The following is an 18,707-nucleotide window of genomic DNA, read 5'->3' as shown; positions in this document are numbered from 1 at the left end:
ACAGGCCCGAGTTGGCGCGTTGCCGCTACGTCTCGTACGCCACACGAAGCAGTGCGCAGCGGACCGTCCGTGGCGCAAACTACGCGTTTATGACGTAGTGTCAGGACACGCGGCTCAGGCCCGGAGTTCCCCCGGGTGCAGGGTAGGGACGCTCCTGCGGAAGCAGCGCGGCCGCCGCCGCCCCCTCGCCGGCGCGCACCAGCGCATGGATCTCCCGGGCCAGCGGCGTGACGTCCGTGATCGACATCGTCCACTCGTCCGCGTACCGCCGCGAGGCCTCTCCGGCCAGCCCGAGCTGCAGCGACCGGTACGGCAGCGCCGCCAGATCCAGATCGCGCTCCGGGTCCCACTGCACCCGGGCCGGCGAGGCCTTCAACCGCCGCTGCCAGGCCTTCCGGTCACCGTGCTCGGCGGCGTCGTAGTGCGACAGGCAGGCATGGCCCAGCGCCCAGTCGAAGCCGGCCCGGTCGATCTCGACGGCCAGCACGGTCTCCTGGTCCTCCTTGGCGCCCCAGCCGCAGCGGTACATCATCCACAGGAACGACGGCTTGATCCACGTCATCCGCTCGCGCTTCCAGGCCGCGGGGAACCGCCCGTCCCGGGCGGCCGGGACGCCCAGCGCCGGGGCGTACGCCTGATAGACGGTGACGGTCCGTTCGGTGTGCAGCGCCCGGATCCGGCGCAGGGGTTCGGGGGCATCATGGTGTGCGGTGCTCATCGCGGCTCATCCTGGCGGACGGCCGGCCCGCGGGGCCACCGGATTCCGCCGGGCGCCGGCCGGCCTGGGCCTGTCCGATGGGTCGGGGGCGGACAGGCCCTACTCGTCCCCGATGTCCTCGCGCCACAGCGCCGGGTGCGCCCCGATGAAGTCCCGCATCATCGCCGCGCACGCGGGGTCGTCCAGCAGCACGATGCGCACGCCGTGCCGGGCCAGCCAGTCGTGCCCGCCGTGGAAGGTACGGGCCTCGCCGATCACCACCCGCGAGATCCCGAACTGGCGCACCAAGCCGCTGCAGTACCAGCAGGGGGAGAGGGTGGTGACCATCGTCGTACCGCGATAGCTGCGCTGGCGCCCGGCCGCGCGGAAGGCCGCGGTCTCGGCGTGCATCGACGGGTCGTCGTCCTGGACGCGGCGGTTGCGCCCCCGCCCCAGCAGCGCCCCGTCCGGCCCGTACAGCGCCGCCCCGATCGGGATCCCGCCCTCGGCCAGCCCCGCCCGCGCCTCGGCCACCGCCGTCGCCAGCATCGCGCGGGCCTGCTCCTGGACGTGGTCGGGGTGCCCGTGCGGGTCGGTATGGCCGTCGACGCTGCCGTGCTGCCGGAGCGCGTCACGGTCGGCCGCCCAGTCCTGAGCGCGCCCCTGATCCGGTGCCTGGTCCATGACCGCAACTCTCCTCGCTCGACCGCGGCCCGGCAACGTGCGAATGGGGGAACGCGGGGGAGTACGAACGGGGGAAGTGCGGACGGGCTCAGCCCTTGGCGGGCGGCGGGGTCTCCTCGGGGCCGCTGCCTGCCTCGCCTTCCTTACGGCCTTCCGTCCGGCCTTCCTTGCGCCGCAGCTCCTCCTCGCGGCGGCGCAGATCGGCCTCCCAGTCCTTGAGCAGGGCCTCGTCCTTCTTGTTCTCTTCCTTGAGGGACCTGAGGAACTCGGGATTGTCGTCCGGCGCGACCCACCGGCCGCTGTGGTTGCGGTGCCACTCCGAGGGCGTGCTGCCGCCGCCCGTCACCGGATGCCGCTGCTTGCCCGCCGCCAGCCAGGCGATCGGGCCGATCAGCACCTCTCCGAAGAGCAGGATGATGATCACCCACACCACCTTGGGCAGGCCGCGCACCTGCGATTCGGGGGTGTTGAGGCAGTCGATGAACGCGTAGATCCACAGCGCCAGGACCAGAAGAAACGGCAGATACCTGAGCATTGCGGTACGTCCCCCTGCACATGACGGCGGGCCCACGTCGGGGCCCGGTGACCCGTACAGGGTAGTGCGTACCGGATACTGGAGCGCATGGCTTACGACGATCTTCGCTCCCTGCTGCGGGCCCTGGAGCGCGAGGGCGACCTCAAGCGCATCAAGGCCGAGGTCGACCCGTATCTGGAAGTCGGCGAGATCGTGGACCGGGTGCAGAAGTCCGGCGGCCCGGCACTGCTCTTCGAGAACGTCCGCGGATCGTCGATGCCGCTGGCCATGAATGTGTACGGCACCGACCGCCGCCTCCTCAAGGCGCTCGGCCTGAAGTCGTACGGCGACATCAGCGACAAGATCGGCGGACTGCTCAAGCCGGAGCTGCCGCAGGGCTTCGTCGGGGTGCGGGAGGCGTTCGGCAAGCTCGCCGGGATGACGCATGTCCCGCCGAAGAAGGTCAAGGGCGAGAGCGCCCCGGTCCAGGAGGTCGTGCTCCAGGGCGACGAGGTCGACCTCGACCGGCTCCCGGCCCTGTTCACCTGGCCCGAGGACGGCGGCTCCTTCTTCAACCTGGGCCTGACGCACACCAAGCACCCGGAGACGGGCGTGCGCAATCTGGGCCTGTACCGCCTCCAGCGCCACGACCAGCGCACCATCGGCATGCACTGGCAGATCCACAAGGACAGCCGCAACCACTACCAGGTCGCCGCCAAGCGCGGTGAGCGGCTGCCGGTGGCGATCGCCTTCGGCTGCCCGCCGGCCGTGACGTACGCCTCGACCGCGCCGCTCCCCGGCGATATCGACGAGTACCTCTTCGCGGGCTTCGTCCAGGGCAAGCGGATCGAGATGGTCGACTGCAAGACCGTCCCGCTCCAGGTCCCGGCGAACGCCGAGGTCGTGCTGGAGGGCTGGCTGGAGCCCGGGGAGATGCTGCCCGAGGGGCCGTTCGGCGACCACACCGGCTTCTACACGCCGCAGGAGCCGTTCCCCGCGCTGAAGATCGACTGCGTCACGATGCGCAAGCGCCCGCTGCTCCAGTCGATCGTGGTGGGCCGCCCGCCGACGGAGGACGGTCCGCTGGGCCGTGCGACGGAGCGGTTCTTCCTCCCCCTCCTCAAGATCATCGTCCCGGACATCGTGGACTACCACCTCCCCGAGTCCGGCGGCTTCCACAACTGCGCGATCGTCTCGATCGACAAGAAGTACCCCAAGCACGCGCAGAAGGTCATGCACGCCATCTGGGGCGCGCACATGATGTCGCTGACCAAGCTGATCGTGGTGGTGGACGCCGACTGCGACGTCCACAACCTGCACGAGGTCTCCTGGCGGGCGCTCGGCAATACCGACTACGCCCGCGACCTGACCGTCGTCGAGGGCCCCGTCGACCATCTCGACCATGCCTCCTACCAGCAGTTCTGGGGCGGCAAGGCGGGCATCGACGCGACGAAGAAGTGGCCCGAGGAGGGCTATACGCGCGACGGGGGGTGGCCCAACATGGTCGAGTCCGACCCGCGGACGGCCGCCCTGGTCGACCGCCGCTGGAAGGAGTACGGACTGTGACCGCCTCGGCCGCCGCCGTCCCGCAGCAGCCGGGCCGGGCCAAGGCCTTCCTCCGCCTGGTGATGATCGAGCACTCGGTCTTCGCGCTGCCCTTCGCCTACATCGCCTCGCTGACCGCGATGTTCCAGTGGGACAAGAACATCCACTGGGGCAAGCTGCTGCTGGTCACCGTCGCCATGGTCGGGCTGCGCACCTTCGCGATGGCCTGCAACCGCATCATCGACCGCGAGATCGACGCCCGGAACCCGCGCACCGCGAGCCGCGAGCTGGTCACCGGCGCGGTCACGGTGAAGTCCGCCTGGACCGGTGCGCTGATCGCCGTGGTGCTCTTCCTGGGCGCGGCCGCGCTGCTCAACCCGCTGTGCCTGGCCCTCGCCCCCATCGCCGTGATCCCGATGGTCGTCTATCCGTACGGCAAGCGCTTCACCAACTTCCCGCATGCGATCCTCGGCCTCGCGCAGGCGATGGGGCCGGTCGGCGCCTGGATCGCGATCAGCGGGACTTGGTCGTGGGACGCGGTCATCCTCGGTCTCGCGGTCGGTGTCTGGATCGGCGGCTTCGACCTGATCTTCGGCTGCCAGGACGTCCAGGCCGACCGGGCGCACGGCGTGAAGTCCGTGCCGGCCCGCTTCGGCATCCCGGCGGCGCTGCACGGCGCCCGCGCCAGCCATGTCGTCACCACGGCGCTGCTGGTCTGGTACGCGCTGGCGACCGGTGCCGGGATCTTCTTCTGGGCCGGCCTGGTGATCGTGGCCGCGGCCTTCCTCTACGAGCACACCATCGTGCGCCCGCACGATCTGTCGCGGCTCAACCGGGCCTTCTTCACGGTCAACGGCTTCATCGGCATAGCGCTGTTCGTCTGCGCGCTGCTGGATCTGCTGGTGCGGGGCCTGACGGTCTGACCGTCTGACGGAGGGCCTGACGGCCCGACACGGGACTGACGGTCCGACGGGACTGACGGGGCTGAGGGACCGCACGCCGCGGCCGTCGGCCGGCTCGGGCCGACGGCCGTTCGGAGGGATCAGACCTTGGCCATCGGCCAGGCGATCAGCCGCGGATAGGTCCACAGCTCGCCGCTGTTCGCCTTCACCGTGCCGATGATGGCGCAGACCATCCCGGCGACGGCGTAGGCGGCCATGATGCCCAGCACGGTCAGCACCGGCACCGCCAGGCCCGGCCCCTGCCGCTGGGACTCGTTGGCGGCAGCCACGAAGATGAGGGTGCTGCCGAAGTACAGCACCACGCCGAGGGCCGCGACTATCGCCTGGGTGAAGCCGAAGTTCATGGCCTGGGTGGCGTGGTGGCGGACGTAGGGGTCGTTCTGATGGCGGGCGTTGTTGCGGATCGACAGCGGGACGATCCAGCCGAGGAAGCCGCCCAGGCCGCAGCAGATCCCCGAGCCCACGGTGACCGTCAGCAGGGCGCCGAGGTGGGACCACATCGCGGGGCTCGTCGAGGGCGAGGGCTGCTGGGGGGCGTACCCGGCGACGGGCTGCTGATAGCCGGGGCCGGGCGGATAGCCGTAGCCCGGCTGCTGGCCGTACGGCTGCTGTGGTCCTCCGGCGTGCGGTCCGTAACCTGGCTGGTAGTAGTCGGACATCGTCTGCTCACCCCGTGGTCGCTGCGGTTGCCATCCGCCGCTGCCGTGGCGTCAGCCGTCAACTGGCCCCGGCAGCAAGCGGGTCCCATGCGTCTGAGACTACGGGACGGGTCGGACAGTCGCCCCGGCGGTCAGGGACCGGGGGCGTTCGCGCAGCACGAAGGCCGCCGCCACGCCGCCTATCAGCCCGAACAGATGCCCCTGCCAGCTGATCTGGCTGTCGGTCGGCAGCGCGCCCCAGACGATGGAGCCGTACACCGCGCCGACCAGCACCCCGATGCCGATGTCGAGCAGCTTGCGTTCGATGAAGCCGCGCAGCAGGAGATAGCCGAAGAGGCCGAAGACGACGCCGGAGGCGCCCGCGGTGTTGCTGCCGGCCGCGGCGGTCAGCCAGACGCCGATGCCGCTGGTGAGGATCACCATCAGGACGACGGCGAGGAAACGGCGGATGCCCGTGCGCAGCGCGGCGACGAAGCCGAGCACCAGCAGCGGCACGGTGTTGGCGGCAAGATGGCCGAAGCCGAAGTGGAGGAAGGCGGCGGGCACCACATCGACCAGCTCGGCGGGGTCGCGCGGCTCGATGCCGAAGGTGTCCAGGGCGTTCCCGGTGACGAAGTCGACGCCCTCGAGCACCCAGAGCAGGGCGACCCAGCCCAGCATCAGGCAGATCGCGGGCTTCGCGCGGGCTGTCATCACTCCGGCCGTCCTTTCCTTTCCCCGGCGCTCGGCCCGGGGCTCGTCCCGGGTCCTGCCCCGGGGCGTCTCCACCGGGGCGCATCCCCGGGGCGCACCCCGGCGGGCGCCCCTCGGCGGGGTCGCGCGCGGGGCGCACAGGTAGGAACGGCCGTGACGGGGTCGGTGGTTCCGCCGGATAGGCTCGATGGTGTGGAGCCGCCGCACAACAACACCAGGAAGCAGGACCCCGGCCGCCGCCGTCCGTGGGTCGTGGGGATCTCCGGCGCGTCCGGAACGCCGTATGCCGCGTCCGTGCTGCGCGGGCTGCTCGCCGCGGGGGAGGCGGTGGACCTCATCGTCAGCCGGGCGTCGCGGCTGACGCTGCTGGACGAGACCGGCATCGCCTTCCGGGACGCGCATTGGCGCACCGACCTGCGGGAATGGCTGGCGCTCGGGGCGGACGGCAAGCCGGAGACGTTTGCCGTGACGGAGCAGACGCTGGCGGATGTGCGGTACTGGCCGGCCGGTGATCTGGCGGCCGGCCCGTCCTCCGGTTCGTATCCCGTCAAGGGAATGCTGATCGTCCCGGCGAGCACGGCGTGTGTGGCCGGGGTGGCGCTCGGACTCTCGAAGGATCTGCTGCAGCGGGTGGCGAGCGTGACGCTCAAGGAGCGGCGCCGGCTGGTGGTCACGGTGCGGGAGACTCCGCTGAACGGACCTACGCTGAAGCATCTGGTGGCGCTGGACGAGGCGGGCGCCGTGGTGCTGCCCGCCTCGCCGGCGTTCTACGCGGGAGCGACGCACATCCAGGATCTGGTGGACTTCGTCGCGGGCCGGGTGCTCGATGCGGCCGAGGTGCCGCACGGTCTGTACCGGCGCTGGGAGGGGGAGCTGCGGGGAGGCTCCAAGGAGGAGGCCCCGGACCCGTCCTAGCTGTGTCTAGCGCTTCTTGGCGGTGGCGCGGCCGAAGAGGCGCCGGGACCGCGGGGCGGCTTGCTTGTGGGCACGTGAACGATTGGCCTGGTCCTGCAGCTCGCGCATGCGGGCGTAGGCCATCTCGATCGAGTACACGGTGACAACTCCTGTGAAGATCGTCGCTGATCGTCGGAAGATTCGAAAGAATCACAGGGCATCAGGCCCTGTATGCCTTAGATTCTACATGCAGAACCCGAAAATGCGTAAAGATTGGAAGGCTTGAGGGCATGGACGCGGTGGATAGGCAGCTCATCCAGGCACTTCGCGAGAACGGCAGGGCCTCGTACGCCGAGCTCGGCCGGCTCGTGGGCCTCTCCGGGCCCAGCGTCACGGACCGGATCAACCGTCTCGAAGCGGCGGGCGTGATCACCGGCTACCGCGCCACGGTCGACGCCGCCTCCCTCGGGCTCGGCGTCACCGCGCTGGTCGGCATCTCCCTGTCGGACGCCGCCGACCACGAGGACGTGGCGCGCCGGCTCAAGGACCTCGCCGAGATCGAGGACTGCTGGTTCATCGCCGGCGACGACTCGTACATGCTCAAGGTGCGGGTGGGGGACGTGGACGGCCTGGAGCGCACCATCCGGCGGCTGTCCGGCACCCGGGGCGTCTCCCGTACGCGTACCACCATCGTGCTCTCCACCAAGTGGGAGAACCGCGTCGGCGAGCTGCCCGAAGAGGTCGAGTAGGCGCCCGGACCGGTCCGCATACGCGGGCGGACGGGGCGCGCCCAGGGGCCTCCGTCCGCCCGGAAAACGGGGGAGTAGGCTCTTCGAAGCCGTTTTTTTCGGCACCGAAAGGCACCGAAAGGCACCGAAGCGGCACCGAAGCGGCACGGATACGGCAGAGATACTGGGAGGCGACGGGATGGCTGCATCTATGGATGCGGGCCTCAAGCGCGAGCTGGAGGCCAAGGTCCACGCCGGAGAGCGGCTGACCCGCGAGGACGGTATCGCCCTCTACGAGTCCGACGACCTGGCATGGCTGGGCGGCCTCGCCCACGAAGTGCGGACGCGCAAGAACGGCGACGTCGTGCACTTCAACGTCAATCGCCACCTCAACATGACCAACGTGTGCACCGCGTCGTGCGCCTACTGCTCCTTCCAGCGCAAGCCGGGCGAGAAGGACGCGTACACGATGCGCATCGAGGAGGCCGTCCGCCTCGCCAAGGCGATGGAGAACGAGAACCTCACCGAGCTGCACATCGTCAACGGTCTTCACCCCACCCTCCCCTGGCGCTACTACCCGCGCTCCCTCAAGGCCCTCAAGGAAGCCCTCCCGCAGGTCTCCCTCAAGGCCTTCACCGCCACCGAGATCCACCACTTCGAGACGATCTCCGGCCTGACCGCCTCCGAGATCCTCGACGAGCTGATCGACGCGGGCCTGGAGTCGCTGACCGGCGGCGGCGCCGAGATCTTCGACTGGGAGGTCCGGCAGCACATCGTCGACCACCGCACCCACTGGGAAGACTGGTCGCGCATCCACCGCCTCGCCCACGAAAAGGGCCTCAAGACCCCCTCGACCATGCTCTACGGGCACATCGAGGAGCCCCGCCACCGCGTCGACCACGTCCTGCGCCTGCGTGAGCTCCAGGACGAGACCGGCGGCTTCCAGGTCTTCATCCCGCTGCGCTACCAGCACGACTTCGTCGACATGCAGGACGGCAAGGTCCGCAACAAGCTCCAGGCCCGGACGACCATGGCCAGCGGCGCCGAGGCCCTCAAGACCTTCGCGGTCTCCCGCCTCCTGTTCGACAACGTCCAGCACGTCAAGTGCTTCTGGGTGATGCACGGCCTGCAGACCACCCAGCTCGCGCTCCAGCACGGCGCGGACGACATGGACGGCTCGGTCGTCGAGTACAAGATCACGCACGACGCGGACAACTACGGCACGCCGAACAAGCTCACCCGTGACGACCTGCTCGACCTGATCCGCGACGCCGGCTTCCGCCCCGTCGAGCGCAACACCCGCTACGAGGCCATCCGCGAGTACCCGGGCCCGGACCCGGACCGCCGCGAGGCTCCGCAGCCGATGCGCCTTTGACCTGGTCACGGACGACTGTCAGAGGCGGGCGTTAGGGTCCGGGTCATGAACGTGCGCTTCGACCTGGACCCCTCCGTCACCCCGGAACTCCGCGACGGTATCTGCGCATTGTGGGCGGATGTCTCGAACGCCGGCGGGGCCGTGGGCTTCGTGCCGCCGGTCACCACCGAGGACATCCGCCCCGATCTGCTGCGGCATCTGACGGCCATGGCCGAGGGCCGCGAGCGCCTGGTCGTCGGCCGTGACGCCGACGGCCGCGTCCTGGCCACGGCCTTCCTCACCCTCAACGGCCACCGCCTGATGCGGCACTGGCTGTGGGTCTACACCGTCATGGTCCACCCCTCCCTCCAGGGCCGGGGCACCGGCCGCGCCCTGATGTCCGCGGTCGCCGACGCCGCCCGCACCCTCGACGGCATACGGGGCATCCGCCTGACCTGCCGCGGCGGCACGGGCATCTCCCGCTTCTACGGCTCGTGCGGCTACAAGGAGGTGGGCCGGGTCCCCGGCGCGATCAAGGTGGCGGAGGGGGACTTCCGGGACGACGTCACGATGTGGCTCGAACTGGCCTGAGGCCCCGGCCGGGGCGCGGGGGCGGCGCCGGGGGCGCGGAAGATCGCCCCGGCCGCTGTGCTTCACTGGCAGGAGACCCTTTCGGTTGCCGTTGAGAAGAAGGTCCTGTCCGTGAGTAGCCCCCAGTTCGCCACGCTCCGCTACACCGCCCTTCGCATCGGCCTCTTCGTCGCCTCGTTCGCCGTGGTGTGGGTGCTGGCCTACTTCCGGATCATTCCGCTCGGCGTCGGCAGCTCCAACTTCATCTGGCTGCTGCTGCTGGCCATCGTGATCTCCGCGCCGCTCAGCTTCGTGCTGCTGCGCAAGCAGCGGGATGCCATGTCCGAGCAGATCGTGGCCAAGGTGGACCGCCAGCGCGAGCGCCTCGCGGCCAACCGCAGCCAGGAGGACGGCGTGTAAGACGCCTCACACCACACTCTGCGCGGCCGGCGCCCGGTAGTTGGGAACTCCCCAACTACCGGGCGCCGGCCGCGTTTTGCCCGTTTCCGCCCCTTGCGGCGCGCTTCCCTTGAGCCGTCCCGTCCCAAAGATTTTCTTTGGGTTCCTCAAAGTTCAAGTGTTAACGTGTTTGTCATGAAGACAGCAGCCGCGCCCCCGTCCCCCATGAGCGTTCCGCTCGTGGCGCGCCTGCACGTCGATCTTTGCCGCTGTATGTCCGCGGCCTGTTGCCGCCGCTGAGGACCACCATCCAGCGGCCGGAGATCCCACGTACGGACCTCCTGGCGCTTTTTCACGCCGTTCCCCGAAAAGCTTCCTCGCCCTCACCGGAGTGTGTCCGTTGTCCTCGTCCCCGTCTGCCCAGGCCACGCCTGCCCCGGCGGCTCCCAAGTCCTCCCGAATACCCAAGATCCCGTTCTGGGTCCAGATCCTGGCCGGTCTCGCCCTCGGCGTGCTGCTCGGCTGGGTCGCCAAGAGCAATGACCTCGGCTGGCTCACCTCGACGCTCCAGCACATCGGCGACCTCTTCGTCCAGCTGCTGAAGCTGGCCGTCGCCCCGCTGGTCTTCTTCGCGATCCTGGTGTCGATCACCAACCTGCGGCAGGTCAACAACGCCGCCCGGCTCGCCACTCGCACCCTGCTGTGGTTCATGGCCACCTCGCTGATCGCCGTGGCGATCGGCCTGGCCATCGGCCTGCTCACCAACCCCGGCGCGGGCACCGGCCTGACCCCCAAGGACGGCAAGCTCCCGGACCACGCCGGCTCCTGGATCGACTTCCTGACCGGCATCGTCCCCACCGACATCATCACGCCGTTCACCGAGCTGAACGTCCTGCAGATCGTCTTCATGGCGGCCGTCGCCGGTATCGCGGCCCTCCAGCTCGGCGAGAAGGCCGACCCGGTCCTGAAGATCAGCCGCTCGGCCCTCGAACTGCTCCAGAAGGCCCTGTGGTGGGTCATCCGCCTCGCCCCGATCGGCACCGTCGGCCTCATCGGCAACGCCATCGCCACGTACGGCTGGAACCTCATCGGCAAGTACGCGACCTTCACCGTCGACGTCTACGTCGGCTGCGCGATCGTCCTCTTCGGCGTCTACCCGCTGCTGCTCGCGACCGTCGCCAAGGTCAACCCGCTGCAGTTCTTCCGCGGCGCCTGGCCCGCCATCCAGCTGGCCTTCGTCTCCCGCTCCTCGGTCGGCACCATGCCGGTCACCCAGAAGGTCACCGAGCGCCTCGGCGTGCCGCGCGAGTACACCTCCTTCGCGGTGCCGTTCGGCTCGACGACCAAGATGGACGGCTGCGCCTCCATCTACCCGGCGATCGCCGCGATCTTCATCGCCCAGATCTTCGACGTCCACCTGAGCATCGCCGACTACGTCCTCATCGCCTTCGTCTCCGTCATCGGCTCCGCCGCCACCGCCGGCCTGACCGGCGCGACGGTCATGCTGACGCTGACCCTCTCCACCCTGGGCCTGCCCCTGGAGGGCGTCGGCCTGCTGATGGCCATCGACCCGATCCTGGACATGATGCGCACGGCGACGAACGTGGCCGGCCAGTCGGTGGTCCCCGTGCTCGTGGCCGCGCGTGAGCGCATCCTCGACCGGGACGCGTTCAACAGCGCCAAGAGCATCAGCCTGGACGCGGCCGCTGCCGACGACGCGGAGGCGAAGGTCCCGGCGGCTGCTGCTGCCTGACCCGAGCTACGCCCACGGATGAGCCCCGACCTTCATCACAAGGTCGGGGCTTTCCCGTGCGATCTGCGTGGGGCGCGATCGGATCGGGATCGGTGAGTCGACTGGGCCTGCTCGACGGTGATGTCCGCTACGGTGCGCGGGACCAACCGTGGGGCGGCTCGTGCCGGTCGGTGTCACGGTGCACCATCAGCGGCGTTTCTGACCGGAGTACCGGCCGGGCGCTCCGCGTGCTGGTCGCGCCCGCGCGGCCGAGCCGCACACGGACAGTGCCCTCGCGCCCCGTACGGAGCGCGAGGGCACTGGTCAGGTGGTCAGCACTTCGGCATATGGACCACGGAGTTGAAGTGCTGCGCTTGCGCCCAGATGGGATTCCGGCCCGCGTCGGCGATCTTGTACCACCCGGTCGTGGACATGCAGATGACCGGGGCGCTCTCGCCCTTCCGTATGCCGTTGCCCACCTTCGGGGAATGGGTGGTGGCCTCCTGTAGGTCTGGGCATGCTCGAAGGCGCTCACCCTCTCCCCCTGCACCTTGGGGGCCGGGGAACGGTCGGCCGCGTGGGTCACCGGCGACAGCACCGCCGCCAGCGCGAACCCCGCGCCGGCGGATGTCCCCCCGGGCGCCGTGATCACCTGCGCCCTCCACTCTGTTGCCCCGCCGGATCTTGGGGCATCGACCCCCGGAACGACCGAGGATCCATCGAAGGAAGTGGATCGCCGAGACCGTCTCCTCCGTGGGGTCCAGCCAGGTGTGTGCTGCTCGAGGCGGCGGACCTGCAAAGCACCGTTATCCGGTTGTCGCCAGGGCAGCGGCTCTTGCAGGCTTGCAGCTCAGGTGCGCGCGCAGGGTGCACACAGAGGGCTCTGGAGGGCGCGATCGTGATCCGGCGGATGGGAACAACAGCGGCGGATGGCGACAGCGGGTCGGTGAGCAGGGCGGACGGCCGCGCGCTTGCCGCAGCCTCCGTCACCGTGCTCCTGTGGGCATCCTCGTTCATCGCAATCCGCAGCTCCGGTGCGCATTTCGGGCCGGGCGCGCTCGCCTTCGGCAGGCTCGCGGTGGCGTCTGTCGTGTTGAGCGCGATCCTGCTGGCGAGGCGTGGTGGATTCCCGCCCCGCGAGGCCTGGCCCGGCATCATCGCCTCAGGAGTCCTGTGGTTCGGCGCGTACACGGTCGCGTTGAACTGGGGTGAGCACCATGTGGACGCCGGAACGGCTTCCCTGATCGTCAATGTCGGGCCGATCCTGATGGCGATCCTGGGCGGGTGGCTGCTGAAGGAGGGCTTCCCGCCCAGGCTGATGGCGGGCGTGGCGGTGTCGTTCGCCGGGGCCGTGGTGGTCGGACTGTCCATGTCCGGCGGCGGCGAATCGTCTCTTGCCGGTGTACTGCTGTGCCTGTTCGCGGCGGTGGTGTACGCGGTGGGTGTGGTGGTGCAGAAGCCGACGTTGAAGCACGCCACACCGATGCAGGTCACGACGTTCGGTGCGCTCGCCGGCGCGGTGGCATGCCTGCCGTTCGCCGGCCAGTTGGTGTCGCAGGTGAGCCGGGCTCCGGTGTCGGCGACGTTGCAGATGGTGTACCTGGGCGTCTTTCCGACGGCCCTTGCCTTCACGACGTGGGCCTACGCGCTGTCGCGTACGACCGCCGGGAAGATGGGTGCCACGACCTACGCGGTACCGGTGCTCGTCGTCTTCATGTCGTGGCTGTTCCTGGGTGAGGTACCCGGCTGGCTGACGCTCCTCGGCGGCATCCTCTGCCTGTCCGGGGTCGCGGTGTCGCGGATACGGGGGAAGGCGCAAGGGCAGGCACAGGGGCAGGTCCTGGAGGACCCGCGACGGAGCCGCGCGGCTGCGGAGCCCGACGTGTCGGCGGATTCTGCGGGGTAGGCGGCTGTCGCGCCGGCGCCGCGGCGCGGCGCGGACGACGCTTGTGGGCCACGCTCGGCCTCGGACGCCACGCGGGGAGGTGCCCCGACCTTTCTTTCCGCAAGGTCGGGGCACCTCTGTGTCTGCTGGGCCGGGGCTCAAGCCCTGGGCCGGTCGCCGGGGCGTGCCCGGGGGGTGGGGGCCGTCGTACGTCGTCGTCGACGCGTCCGGCGCCGAGGCGCAGCCGGTCGGATCCCCGGGCGGCGGATGGGACTTCCCCGCGCCAGAACTGACGAATCGCTCGACATCATATGTCGGTCGCCGATATATATAGGTGGCATGAGTGATCGACCGCTTCAGGAGCCGACGCTGCTCCTGCTCACCGCCCTGGCCGACGAGCCCAGGCACGGTTATGGACTGATCCAGGAGATCGACGCGATCTCCCAGGGCCGCGTGCGGATGCGCACCGGCACCCTCTACGGCGCGCTGGACCGGCTGCTTCAGCAGGGCCTGATCCGGGTCGAGCGCGAGGAGATCGTGGACGGCCGGGCGCGAAAGGTCTACGCCCTCGCCGAGGCCGGCCGGTCCGTGCTGGCCGCCGAGACGGAGCGGCTGCGCGCCGTCGTCGCCGAGGCGGAACGCCGGATGGCCGTCCGTCGCTCCCACACCCTCCGTACGAAGGGGGCTCCGGCATGACGCAGCAGGACGGCTCACGGGCCCTCCGCTGGGCGCTGCGCCTGCATCCGGCCGCCTACCGGGCCGAGCACGCAGCCGAGTTGACCGCCATCTACACCCAGGCGACGCAGGACGCCGGCCCGCTCGGTCGGCTGCGCGAGGCACTCGACGTCGCCGGCCACGGCCTGCGCCGGCGTACCGGCCTGGGCTCCGACCGGACCGCGGGCCGAGTCCTGGCGCAGGCGGCCCCGCTCACCGTCGCCGTCGCGACAGGCGTCGGCGTCGCCAACCTGCTGTGGCTTTCCGCGCCCGGCAGCCGGACCCTGCCGGCGTCGTCGCTTCCGGGTGCGCTCGTCCTGGCCAACCAGGTCCTCGTGCCGCTGCTCTGGCTGTTGACGCTCGCGGCCGTCTGGTCCGGGCGCTGGACCGCGGCCCGTGCACTGGTCGTGCCGGCGACGGTGCTGCGGATGGCCGACGTCCCGCTGCTCCTGCTCGCTCGCGACGTCCACGGCACCTACACGGGCGCCGCGTTGAACCTGGCCGTGCCGCTGCTCACCGGCGCCGTCATCCTCGCGGCCCCCAGGGACCTGCTCGGCTCCTCCCCGTCGCAGCGCGCCGCGATCGCGGGCACCACCGTCCTGGCCGTCCTCCTGCTGGGGGCACAGCTCGTCAACATGTACTACCCCCAGCCGCTGGGCGGCCCCCGCACCACCCAGGCGCTCTGGGCCGGGGCCCTCGCGATCGCCCTGCTCTTCAGTACGCGTGGCCGGTTGGTCGCCGCGGGCCTGGCGTTGGCCGTGTTCCCCAGCGCGCTCCAGGCAACGGTGCCGCTGCTGCACCCGCTCACCCCCGCCGGCGCGGTCGCCCTGCTCCTGGTCCTGCTCGGCAGCGCGGCACCCTTCCTCCGCGCGCGCCGGCGCCACCCGGAGAAAGCCCCGCCGAGCGCGGCATAGCCAACTCCGGGGCCCGGGGCGGCACGCCGTATCGGCCCGGGGCCGCTGCCGGCCGGGCTGAGGGGCGCCGTCGACCTGCGCCGCATCGGCATGTTCGGCTGGTCGAAGGGCGGGACGGCGACCACTCTCGTCATGAGCGAGGACCGGCGGGTCCGGGCCGGGCTGAGCCTCGACGGCCCGATGCAACCGGCGGTCACCACCGAGCTGGACCGGCCGTTCATGATGATGACCGCCGAGTTGACGCGGGCCAAGGAGCCGAGCGTCGCCGAGTTCTGGTCGCGTCTTCGGGGATGGCGGCTCAACGTTCAGGCCGAGGGCGCGGTCCACTCGTCGTACGGCGACAACCAGGTGCTGATCCCGCAGCTGGCGAAGGCGGCCGGGATGAGCGACGAGGAGCTTCGGGGCTGGGTCGGCACCCTCGATCCGGTTCGGGCGGTGCGGATCCAACAGGCGTACCCGCGCGCTTTCTTCGACCTGCAACTACGCCACCGGGGCCACCTGCTCGACGGCCCGAGCCCGGCCTTCCCGGAGGTGAAGTTCCTTCCCTGAAGCGATGGACCGGAATGTCGGCGCGATGGACCGGAGCGCCGGAGCGATGGACCGGAGCGCTCAACTCCGGCGCTGCGGTCGGCGCGCTCCGGGCGACGGTGAACGTGGCCGGTCGGTCGCGGATGCGCCCCGACCTGGACGAAACGGTCGGGGCGCATTCGTGCGCTCGGCTTCCATGACGGAAGGGGGAGCGGGGGCAATTCCGCGTCGGCGCCCGTTCGTGGCGGCGGGGCAGGAATCGGCGCGTCGCTAATTGACTGCTGGAGCTTTCATATTACCCTCCCGTAACTGTATGAAGTTGATCTGTTACAGATCGCATCCATCCACTTCAGGGAGAAGAAATGAACAAGCTTCGCAAGGCTGCCGTCGTCGTCGCCGTCCTCGGCAGCGTCGGGCTCCTCGGCGTCGGCCCCGCCTACGCCGGCGGCGGCATGGGTGACGACTACACCCAGCAGAGCAAGTCGAGCGACGACAACTACGGCAAGTCGAGCGACGACAGCTACGGCAAGTCGGACGGCGACAGCTACGGCAAGTCCGGCGGCTACGGCCACGGCAAGTCGGCCGGATCCAAGATCGACATCCGTCAGGGCTCGTCCTGCAGATCCGAGGACGTGAACGTCGACGTGCTCGGCGAGGTCGGCATCGCGAACGGCCTGGCGGGCAACCTGGGCGGCGGCGAGGGTCACCCGGGATCGCAGCACACCGCGATCGGCTCGTCCGTGGGGTGCAACAACAGCATCGGCTAGTGGCGGGAATCGGTCCCGGCGTCCGACTTGCAGGCCCGGCGCCGGGGCCGTCGCGCTGCGGGGCGTCAACTCACCGCATGGCGCGGCCGCTTACTTGACGGGGCCGATGAAGTTGTTGCACCCCATGCTCGAACCCAGCGCGGTGAGCTGCGCACCACTGCCGACCCCGATCGCGCCGAGGGCGTCGACGTTCAGATCGTGCGACCGGCACGAGCTGCCCGATCTGACGTTCCACGTGTCGCCGCCCTTCTCGCCGTAGGCGTGTGCGGTGCCGGCGCCAAGGAGGGCGACGCTGCCGAGAGCGGCGACCGTGACGGCGGTCCTGCCAAACTTGCGCATTTCATCTCCGGTAGATCGATCGGATGCGATCGGTAATTGATCGACTCCGTACAGGTATCAAATATTAAAGCGAAATATCCCATAATCGCTTGGCGGCGCGCCGGGCCCTCCTTCCTCGCGAATTCCTGCTGCCGGGAATCCCCCTGACGGCATGGCGGTGCTGCGCGTATGCGTCACTTCGTCGTCGGGGCAACAGGCTTACCGTGCCAGCGAGTTGACCCTTCCGCGTCGTCGAGTCGACCCGTCCGCTTCGTCCGGTGCGGTGTCACGGCGCCATCGCTCCCGTATGCGCGAGGATCGCGTCGGCCAGTGGGGCGTGGACGGCCGGCGGGAGGGCGTGGCCCATGCCCGGGATCTCGACGAGGCGGGAGTTGCCGACGGTCTGGGCGAGGTGCTGGGGGTGCGGGGGCGGGAAGACCGGCTCGGCGGGCGCGGCGATGACGAGGGCGGGGACCTGGTTCTTGGCGAGCTCGTCGGTGCGGAGCAGGTCGTTGTGGTCGGCGCGGCCGTGTGCGGTGCTGACGCGGTAGTGGCCGGTGTGGTCGATGATGCGTCGCTCAAGGGCGCGGAAGTGGTCGGCGTCGAAGGGGAGCTGGTCACCGGCGAGTACCCGCCAGTGTGCGACACGGCGTTCCACTTCGGCCGTCAACCCGTGGTCCTCGACCGGGCGGGCCCACAGCTCCAGGACCTCCGGCGAAATCCCGGGCAGCTCGTCGACCGGGACCGCGGTGCCGTCGGGGCGGGTGTAGGGGGTGGTGCTGAGGGAGCTGGTGCCCATGAGGGTGGCGCTGATCCATCGGTCGGGGTGGTCGGCGATGGCCAACTGGGCCAGCATGCCGCCGAGGGAGAGCCCGACGATGTGCGCCCGCTCGATGTCGAGTCCGTCCAGGACGGCGACCACGTCCGCGGCGAGGTCGGCGATGCGATACGGCTGCTCCTCGAACGGCCAGCTGGAGCGGCCGGTGTCGCGGTGGTCGTAGCGGATGACCCGGTGGTGTGCGGCAAGCGCGTCCACCAGGGGGTCGGGCCAGCCGACGCCGCTCGCCTGGGCGCCCATGACCAGCAGCAAGGGGGGTGCGTCCGCGGGCCCGCGCTGCTCGGCCCACAGGCGGATGCCGGGGGTGGAGGCGTCGATGAACTGCTGCATGTCGGGTCCTGTTCGTAGGGGGTGGAGGGGAAGGGCGGGGAGGTGAGGGGGCTGATGGGTGAGATGGCGTGATGAAGGAAGTGAGGTGGATGGGGCGCGATGGGTGGGGCGCGGTGAGTGATGCGCGATGAGGCGATCGAAGCGCGACGAGACGTATCGTCTCGTCTTGCGGTGATCGTGTCAAGGAACGGGGAGTGGAGGGCGAAGATCGTAAACTTACTTTGCGGTAAAAGGGGCGGGATGGAAGGGCATTCAGCGTGGGCGCTGTGAAGAGCAAGCGGGTTCCGCGGGCGATCCGGGAGCGGGAGATGCTGGATGCGGCGGTACGCACGTTCGCCCGGCGCGGCTACCGGGCGGCTTCGATGGACGAGATCGCCGAGGCCGCCGGGGTCTCCAAGCCGCTGGTCTATCTCTATCTGCATTCCAAGGACGAGCTGTTCGGCGCGGTCATCCGGCGGGAGTCGGCGGCGCTGGTGGAGGCCGTGACGGCGGCCGTCGAGCCGGAGGCGCCGGCCGACCGGCAGCTGTGGAGCGGGCTGAAGGCGTTCTTCGCGCACACCGCCGCGCATCCGGAGGGGTGGGCGGTGCTGCATCAGCAGGCCCGTATGTACGGTGAGCCGTTCGCGCCGGAAGTGGCCGCGATGCGGGCCGAGATCGTGGCGTTCGTTACGGGACTGATCGGCGCGGCCGCCAAGGAGGCGGGCTGCGTCGGGGAACTGGCCGACCGCGAGGTGGCCGGCCTCGCGCATGCGCTGGTCGGCGCGGCCGAGTCGCTCGCGGAGTGGGCCAACGTCCATACGGATGACGGCGCGCCGGGGGAACGGGAGCGCCCGGCGGCGAAGGACACGGCGGCCACGCTGATGCACTTCGCCTGGGCCGGGCTGGGGCGCATGATGGCCGGCGAGCGCTGGGCTCCGGAGAGCTGACGCGGGCGGCCCGCCGCCGCCTCGCCCGACGGGCGCGTCCGTTGCGGGCGCGCCCC

22 protein-coding genes are annotated in these 18,707 nt (G+C 70.3%); 14 read left to right on the top strand and 8 right to left on the bottom strand.

Annotated elements, in window-relative coordinates; genetic code table 11:
• Nucleotides 1-100: 100 nt before the first annotated feature.
• From AC5677_RS17700 to AC5677_RS17690, 3 genes are all read right to left on the bottom strand, one after another.
• Nucleotides 101-718: a DUF4291 domain-containing protein gene (locus AC5677_RS17700; protein ID WP_497195982.1), complete on the bottom strand. Its 618-nt coding sequence runs from the start codon at nt 716-718 to the stop codon at nt 101-103.
• Between the two features lie 99 nt (nt 719-817).
• Entirely contained in the window at nt 818-1,381 is a 564-nt protein-coding gene (locus AC5677_RS17695; RefSeq protein ID WP_497195981.1) for a nucleoside deaminase, read from the bottom strand.
• 88 nt (nt 1,382-1,469) lie between these two features.
• Nucleotides 1,470-1,916: a PLD nuclease N-terminal domain-containing protein gene (locus AC5677_RS17690; RefSeq protein WP_497195980.1), complete on the bottom strand. Its 447-nt coding sequence runs from the start codon at nt 1,914-1,916 to the stop codon at nt 1,470-1,472.
• A gap of 87 nt (nt 1,917-2,003) precedes the next feature.
• On the opposite strand from AC5677_RS17690, the gene AC5677_RS17685 reads away from it, so the two are divergent.
• Together AC5677_RS17685 and mqnP are read left to right on the top strand one after the other, a co-directional pair.
• Nucleotides 2,004-3,461 carry a menaquinone biosynthesis decarboxylase gene (locus tag AC5677_RS17685; RefSeq protein WP_497195979.1) on the top strand — a complete coding sequence of 486 codons (1,458 nt, stop codon included), beginning with the start codon at nt 2,004-2,006 and terminating at the stop codon, nt 3,459-3,461.
• Nucleotides 3,458-4,363, top strand: coding sequence for a menaquinone biosynthesis prenyltransferase MqnP (gene mqnP, locus AC5677_RS17680; RefSeq protein ID WP_497195978.1), 906 nt, complete (start codon nt 3,458-3,460; stop codon nt 4,361-4,363). The genes AC5677_RS17685 and mqnP overlap by 4 nt, the downstream gene beginning before the upstream one ends.
• 119 nt (nt 4,364-4,482) lie before the next feature.
• Here the strand turns inward: mqnP and AC5677_RS17675 are convergent, their stop codons facing one another.
• Nucleotides 4,483-5,061 (bottom strand): magnetosome magnetite crystal formation protein family, encoded by a 579-nt coding sequence (locus AC5677_RS17675; RefSeq protein ID WP_497195977.1) that lies wholly within the window; start codon nt 5,059-5,061, stop codon nt 4,483-4,485.
• A gap of 99 nt (nt 5,062-5,160) precedes the next feature.
• On the bottom strand, nt 5,161-5,754 hold the full coding sequence (locus tag AC5677_RS17670) for a rhomboid family intramembrane serine protease (protein ID WP_497195976.1): 594 nt from the start codon (nt 5,752-5,754) through the stop codon (nt 5,161-5,163).
• A gap of 192 nt (nt 5,755-5,946) precedes the next feature.
• Between AC5677_RS17670 and AC5677_RS17665 the strand changes: the two genes are divergently transcribed.
• Nucleotides 5,947-6,669: a UbiX family flavin prenyltransferase gene (locus AC5677_RS17665; RefSeq protein WP_497195975.1), complete on the top strand. Its 723-nt coding sequence runs from the start codon at nt 5,947-5,949 to the stop codon at nt 6,667-6,669.
• A 6-nt stretch (nt 6,670-6,675) separates the two neighbouring features.
• Here the strand turns inward: AC5677_RS17665 and AC5677_RS17660 are convergent, their stop codons facing one another.
• The gene (locus AC5677_RS17660; protein WP_497195974.1) at nt 6,676-6,807 is read right to left on the bottom strand and encodes a hypothetical protein; all 132 of its coding nucleotides are present in this window, start codon (nt 6,805-6,807) and stop codon (nt 6,676-6,678) included.
• Between the two features lie 131 nt (nt 6,808-6,938).
• On the opposite strand from AC5677_RS17660, the gene AC5677_RS17655 reads away from it, so the two are divergent.
• The 10 genes from AC5677_RS17655 (at nt 6,939) to AC5677_RS17610 (ending at nt 16,239) form a co-directional block, all read left to right on the top strand.
• Nucleotides 6,939-7,397, top strand: a complete 459-nt coding sequence (locus AC5677_RS17655; RefSeq protein WP_403505901.1) for an Lrp/AsnC family transcriptional regulator — start codon at nt 6,939-6,941, stop codon at nt 7,395-7,397.
• Between the two features lie 190 nt (nt 7,398-7,587).
• Nucleotides 7,588-8,751, top strand: a complete 1,164-nt coding sequence (gene mqnE / locus AC5677_RS17650; RefSeq protein ID WP_497196664.1) for an aminofutalosine synthase MqnE — start codon at nt 7,588-7,590, stop codon at nt 8,749-8,751.
• A gap of 45 nt (nt 8,752-8,796) precedes the next feature.
• Nucleotides 8,797-9,321 (top strand): GNAT family N-acetyltransferase, encoded by a 525-nt coding sequence (locus tag AC5677_RS17645; protein ID WP_497195973.1) that lies wholly within the window; start codon nt 8,797-8,799, stop codon nt 9,319-9,321.
• 111 nt (nt 9,322-9,432) lie between these two features.
• A complete protein-coding gene (locus tag AC5677_RS17640) occupies nt 9,433-9,720 on the top strand; it encodes a DUF4229 domain-containing protein (protein WP_497195972.1) in 288 nt (95 codons plus the stop codon).
• Between the two features lie 379 nt (nt 9,721-10,099).
• Nucleotides 10,100-11,452, top strand: coding sequence for a dicarboxylate/amino acid:cation symporter (locus tag AC5677_RS17635; RefSeq protein ID WP_497195971.1), 1,353 nt, complete (start codon nt 10,100-10,102; stop codon nt 11,450-11,452).
• Between the two features lie 889 nt (nt 11,453-12,341).
• Nucleotides 12,342-13,337 carry a DMT family transporter gene (locus AC5677_RS17630; protein ID WP_497196663.1) on the top strand — a complete coding sequence of 332 codons (996 nt, stop codon included), beginning with the start codon at nt 12,342-12,344 and terminating at the stop codon, nt 13,335-13,337.
• Nucleotides 13,338-13,655: 318 nt separating this feature from the next.
• The gene (locus AC5677_RS17625; RefSeq protein WP_497195970.1) at nt 13,656-14,012 is read left to right on the top strand and encodes a PadR family transcriptional regulator; all 357 of its coding nucleotides are present in this window, start codon (nt 13,656-13,658) and stop codon (nt 14,010-14,012) included.
• A complete protein-coding gene (locus AC5677_RS17620) occupies nt 14,009-14,944 on the top strand; it encodes a hypothetical protein (protein ID WP_497195969.1) in 936 nt (311 codons plus the stop codon). Before AC5677_RS17625 ends, AC5677_RS17620 begins: the two co-directional genes overlap by 4 nt.
• Nucleotides 14,945-14,974: 30 nt before the next feature.
• A complete protein-coding gene (locus AC5677_RS17615; protein WP_497196662.1) occupies nt 14,975-15,493 on the top strand; it encodes an alpha/beta hydrolase in 519 nt (172 codons plus the stop codon).
• Between the two features lie 341 nt (nt 15,494-15,834).
• Nucleotides 15,835-16,239, top strand: a complete 405-nt coding sequence (locus tag AC5677_RS17610) for a hypothetical protein (protein WP_497195968.1) — start codon at nt 15,835-15,837, stop codon at nt 16,237-16,239.
• Between the two features lie 90 nt (nt 16,240-16,329).
• Here AC5677_RS17610 and AC5677_RS17605 read toward each other — a convergent pair whose 3' ends face one another.
• Together AC5677_RS17605 and AC5677_RS17600 are read right to left on the bottom strand one after the other, a co-directional pair.
• Nucleotides 16,330-16,578 carry a hypothetical protein gene (locus AC5677_RS17605; protein WP_497195967.1) on the bottom strand — a complete coding sequence of 83 codons (249 nt, stop codon included), beginning with the start codon at nt 16,576-16,578 and terminating at the stop codon, nt 16,330-16,332.
• 265 nt (nt 16,579-16,843) lie between these two features.
• Nucleotides 16,844-17,725, bottom strand: a complete 882-nt coding sequence (locus AC5677_RS17600; protein ID WP_497195966.1) for an alpha/beta fold hydrolase — start codon at nt 17,723-17,725, stop codon at nt 16,844-16,846.
• Between the two features lie 257 nt (nt 17,726-17,982).
• On the opposite strand from AC5677_RS17600, the gene AC5677_RS17595 reads away from it, so the two are divergent.
• Nucleotides 17,983-18,651: a TetR/AcrR family transcriptional regulator gene (locus AC5677_RS17595; RefSeq protein WP_497195965.1), complete on the top strand. Its 669-nt coding sequence runs from the start codon at nt 17,983-17,985 to the stop codon at nt 18,649-18,651.
• Nucleotides 18,652-18,707: the final 56 nt, after the last annotated feature.

The sequence above is a fragment of the Streptomyces sp. JLSY215 genome, from assembly GCF_059682825.1.
Note: the sequence above shows the minus strand (reverse complement) of the source record. Positions and strands in the feature narration are given on the sequence as shown.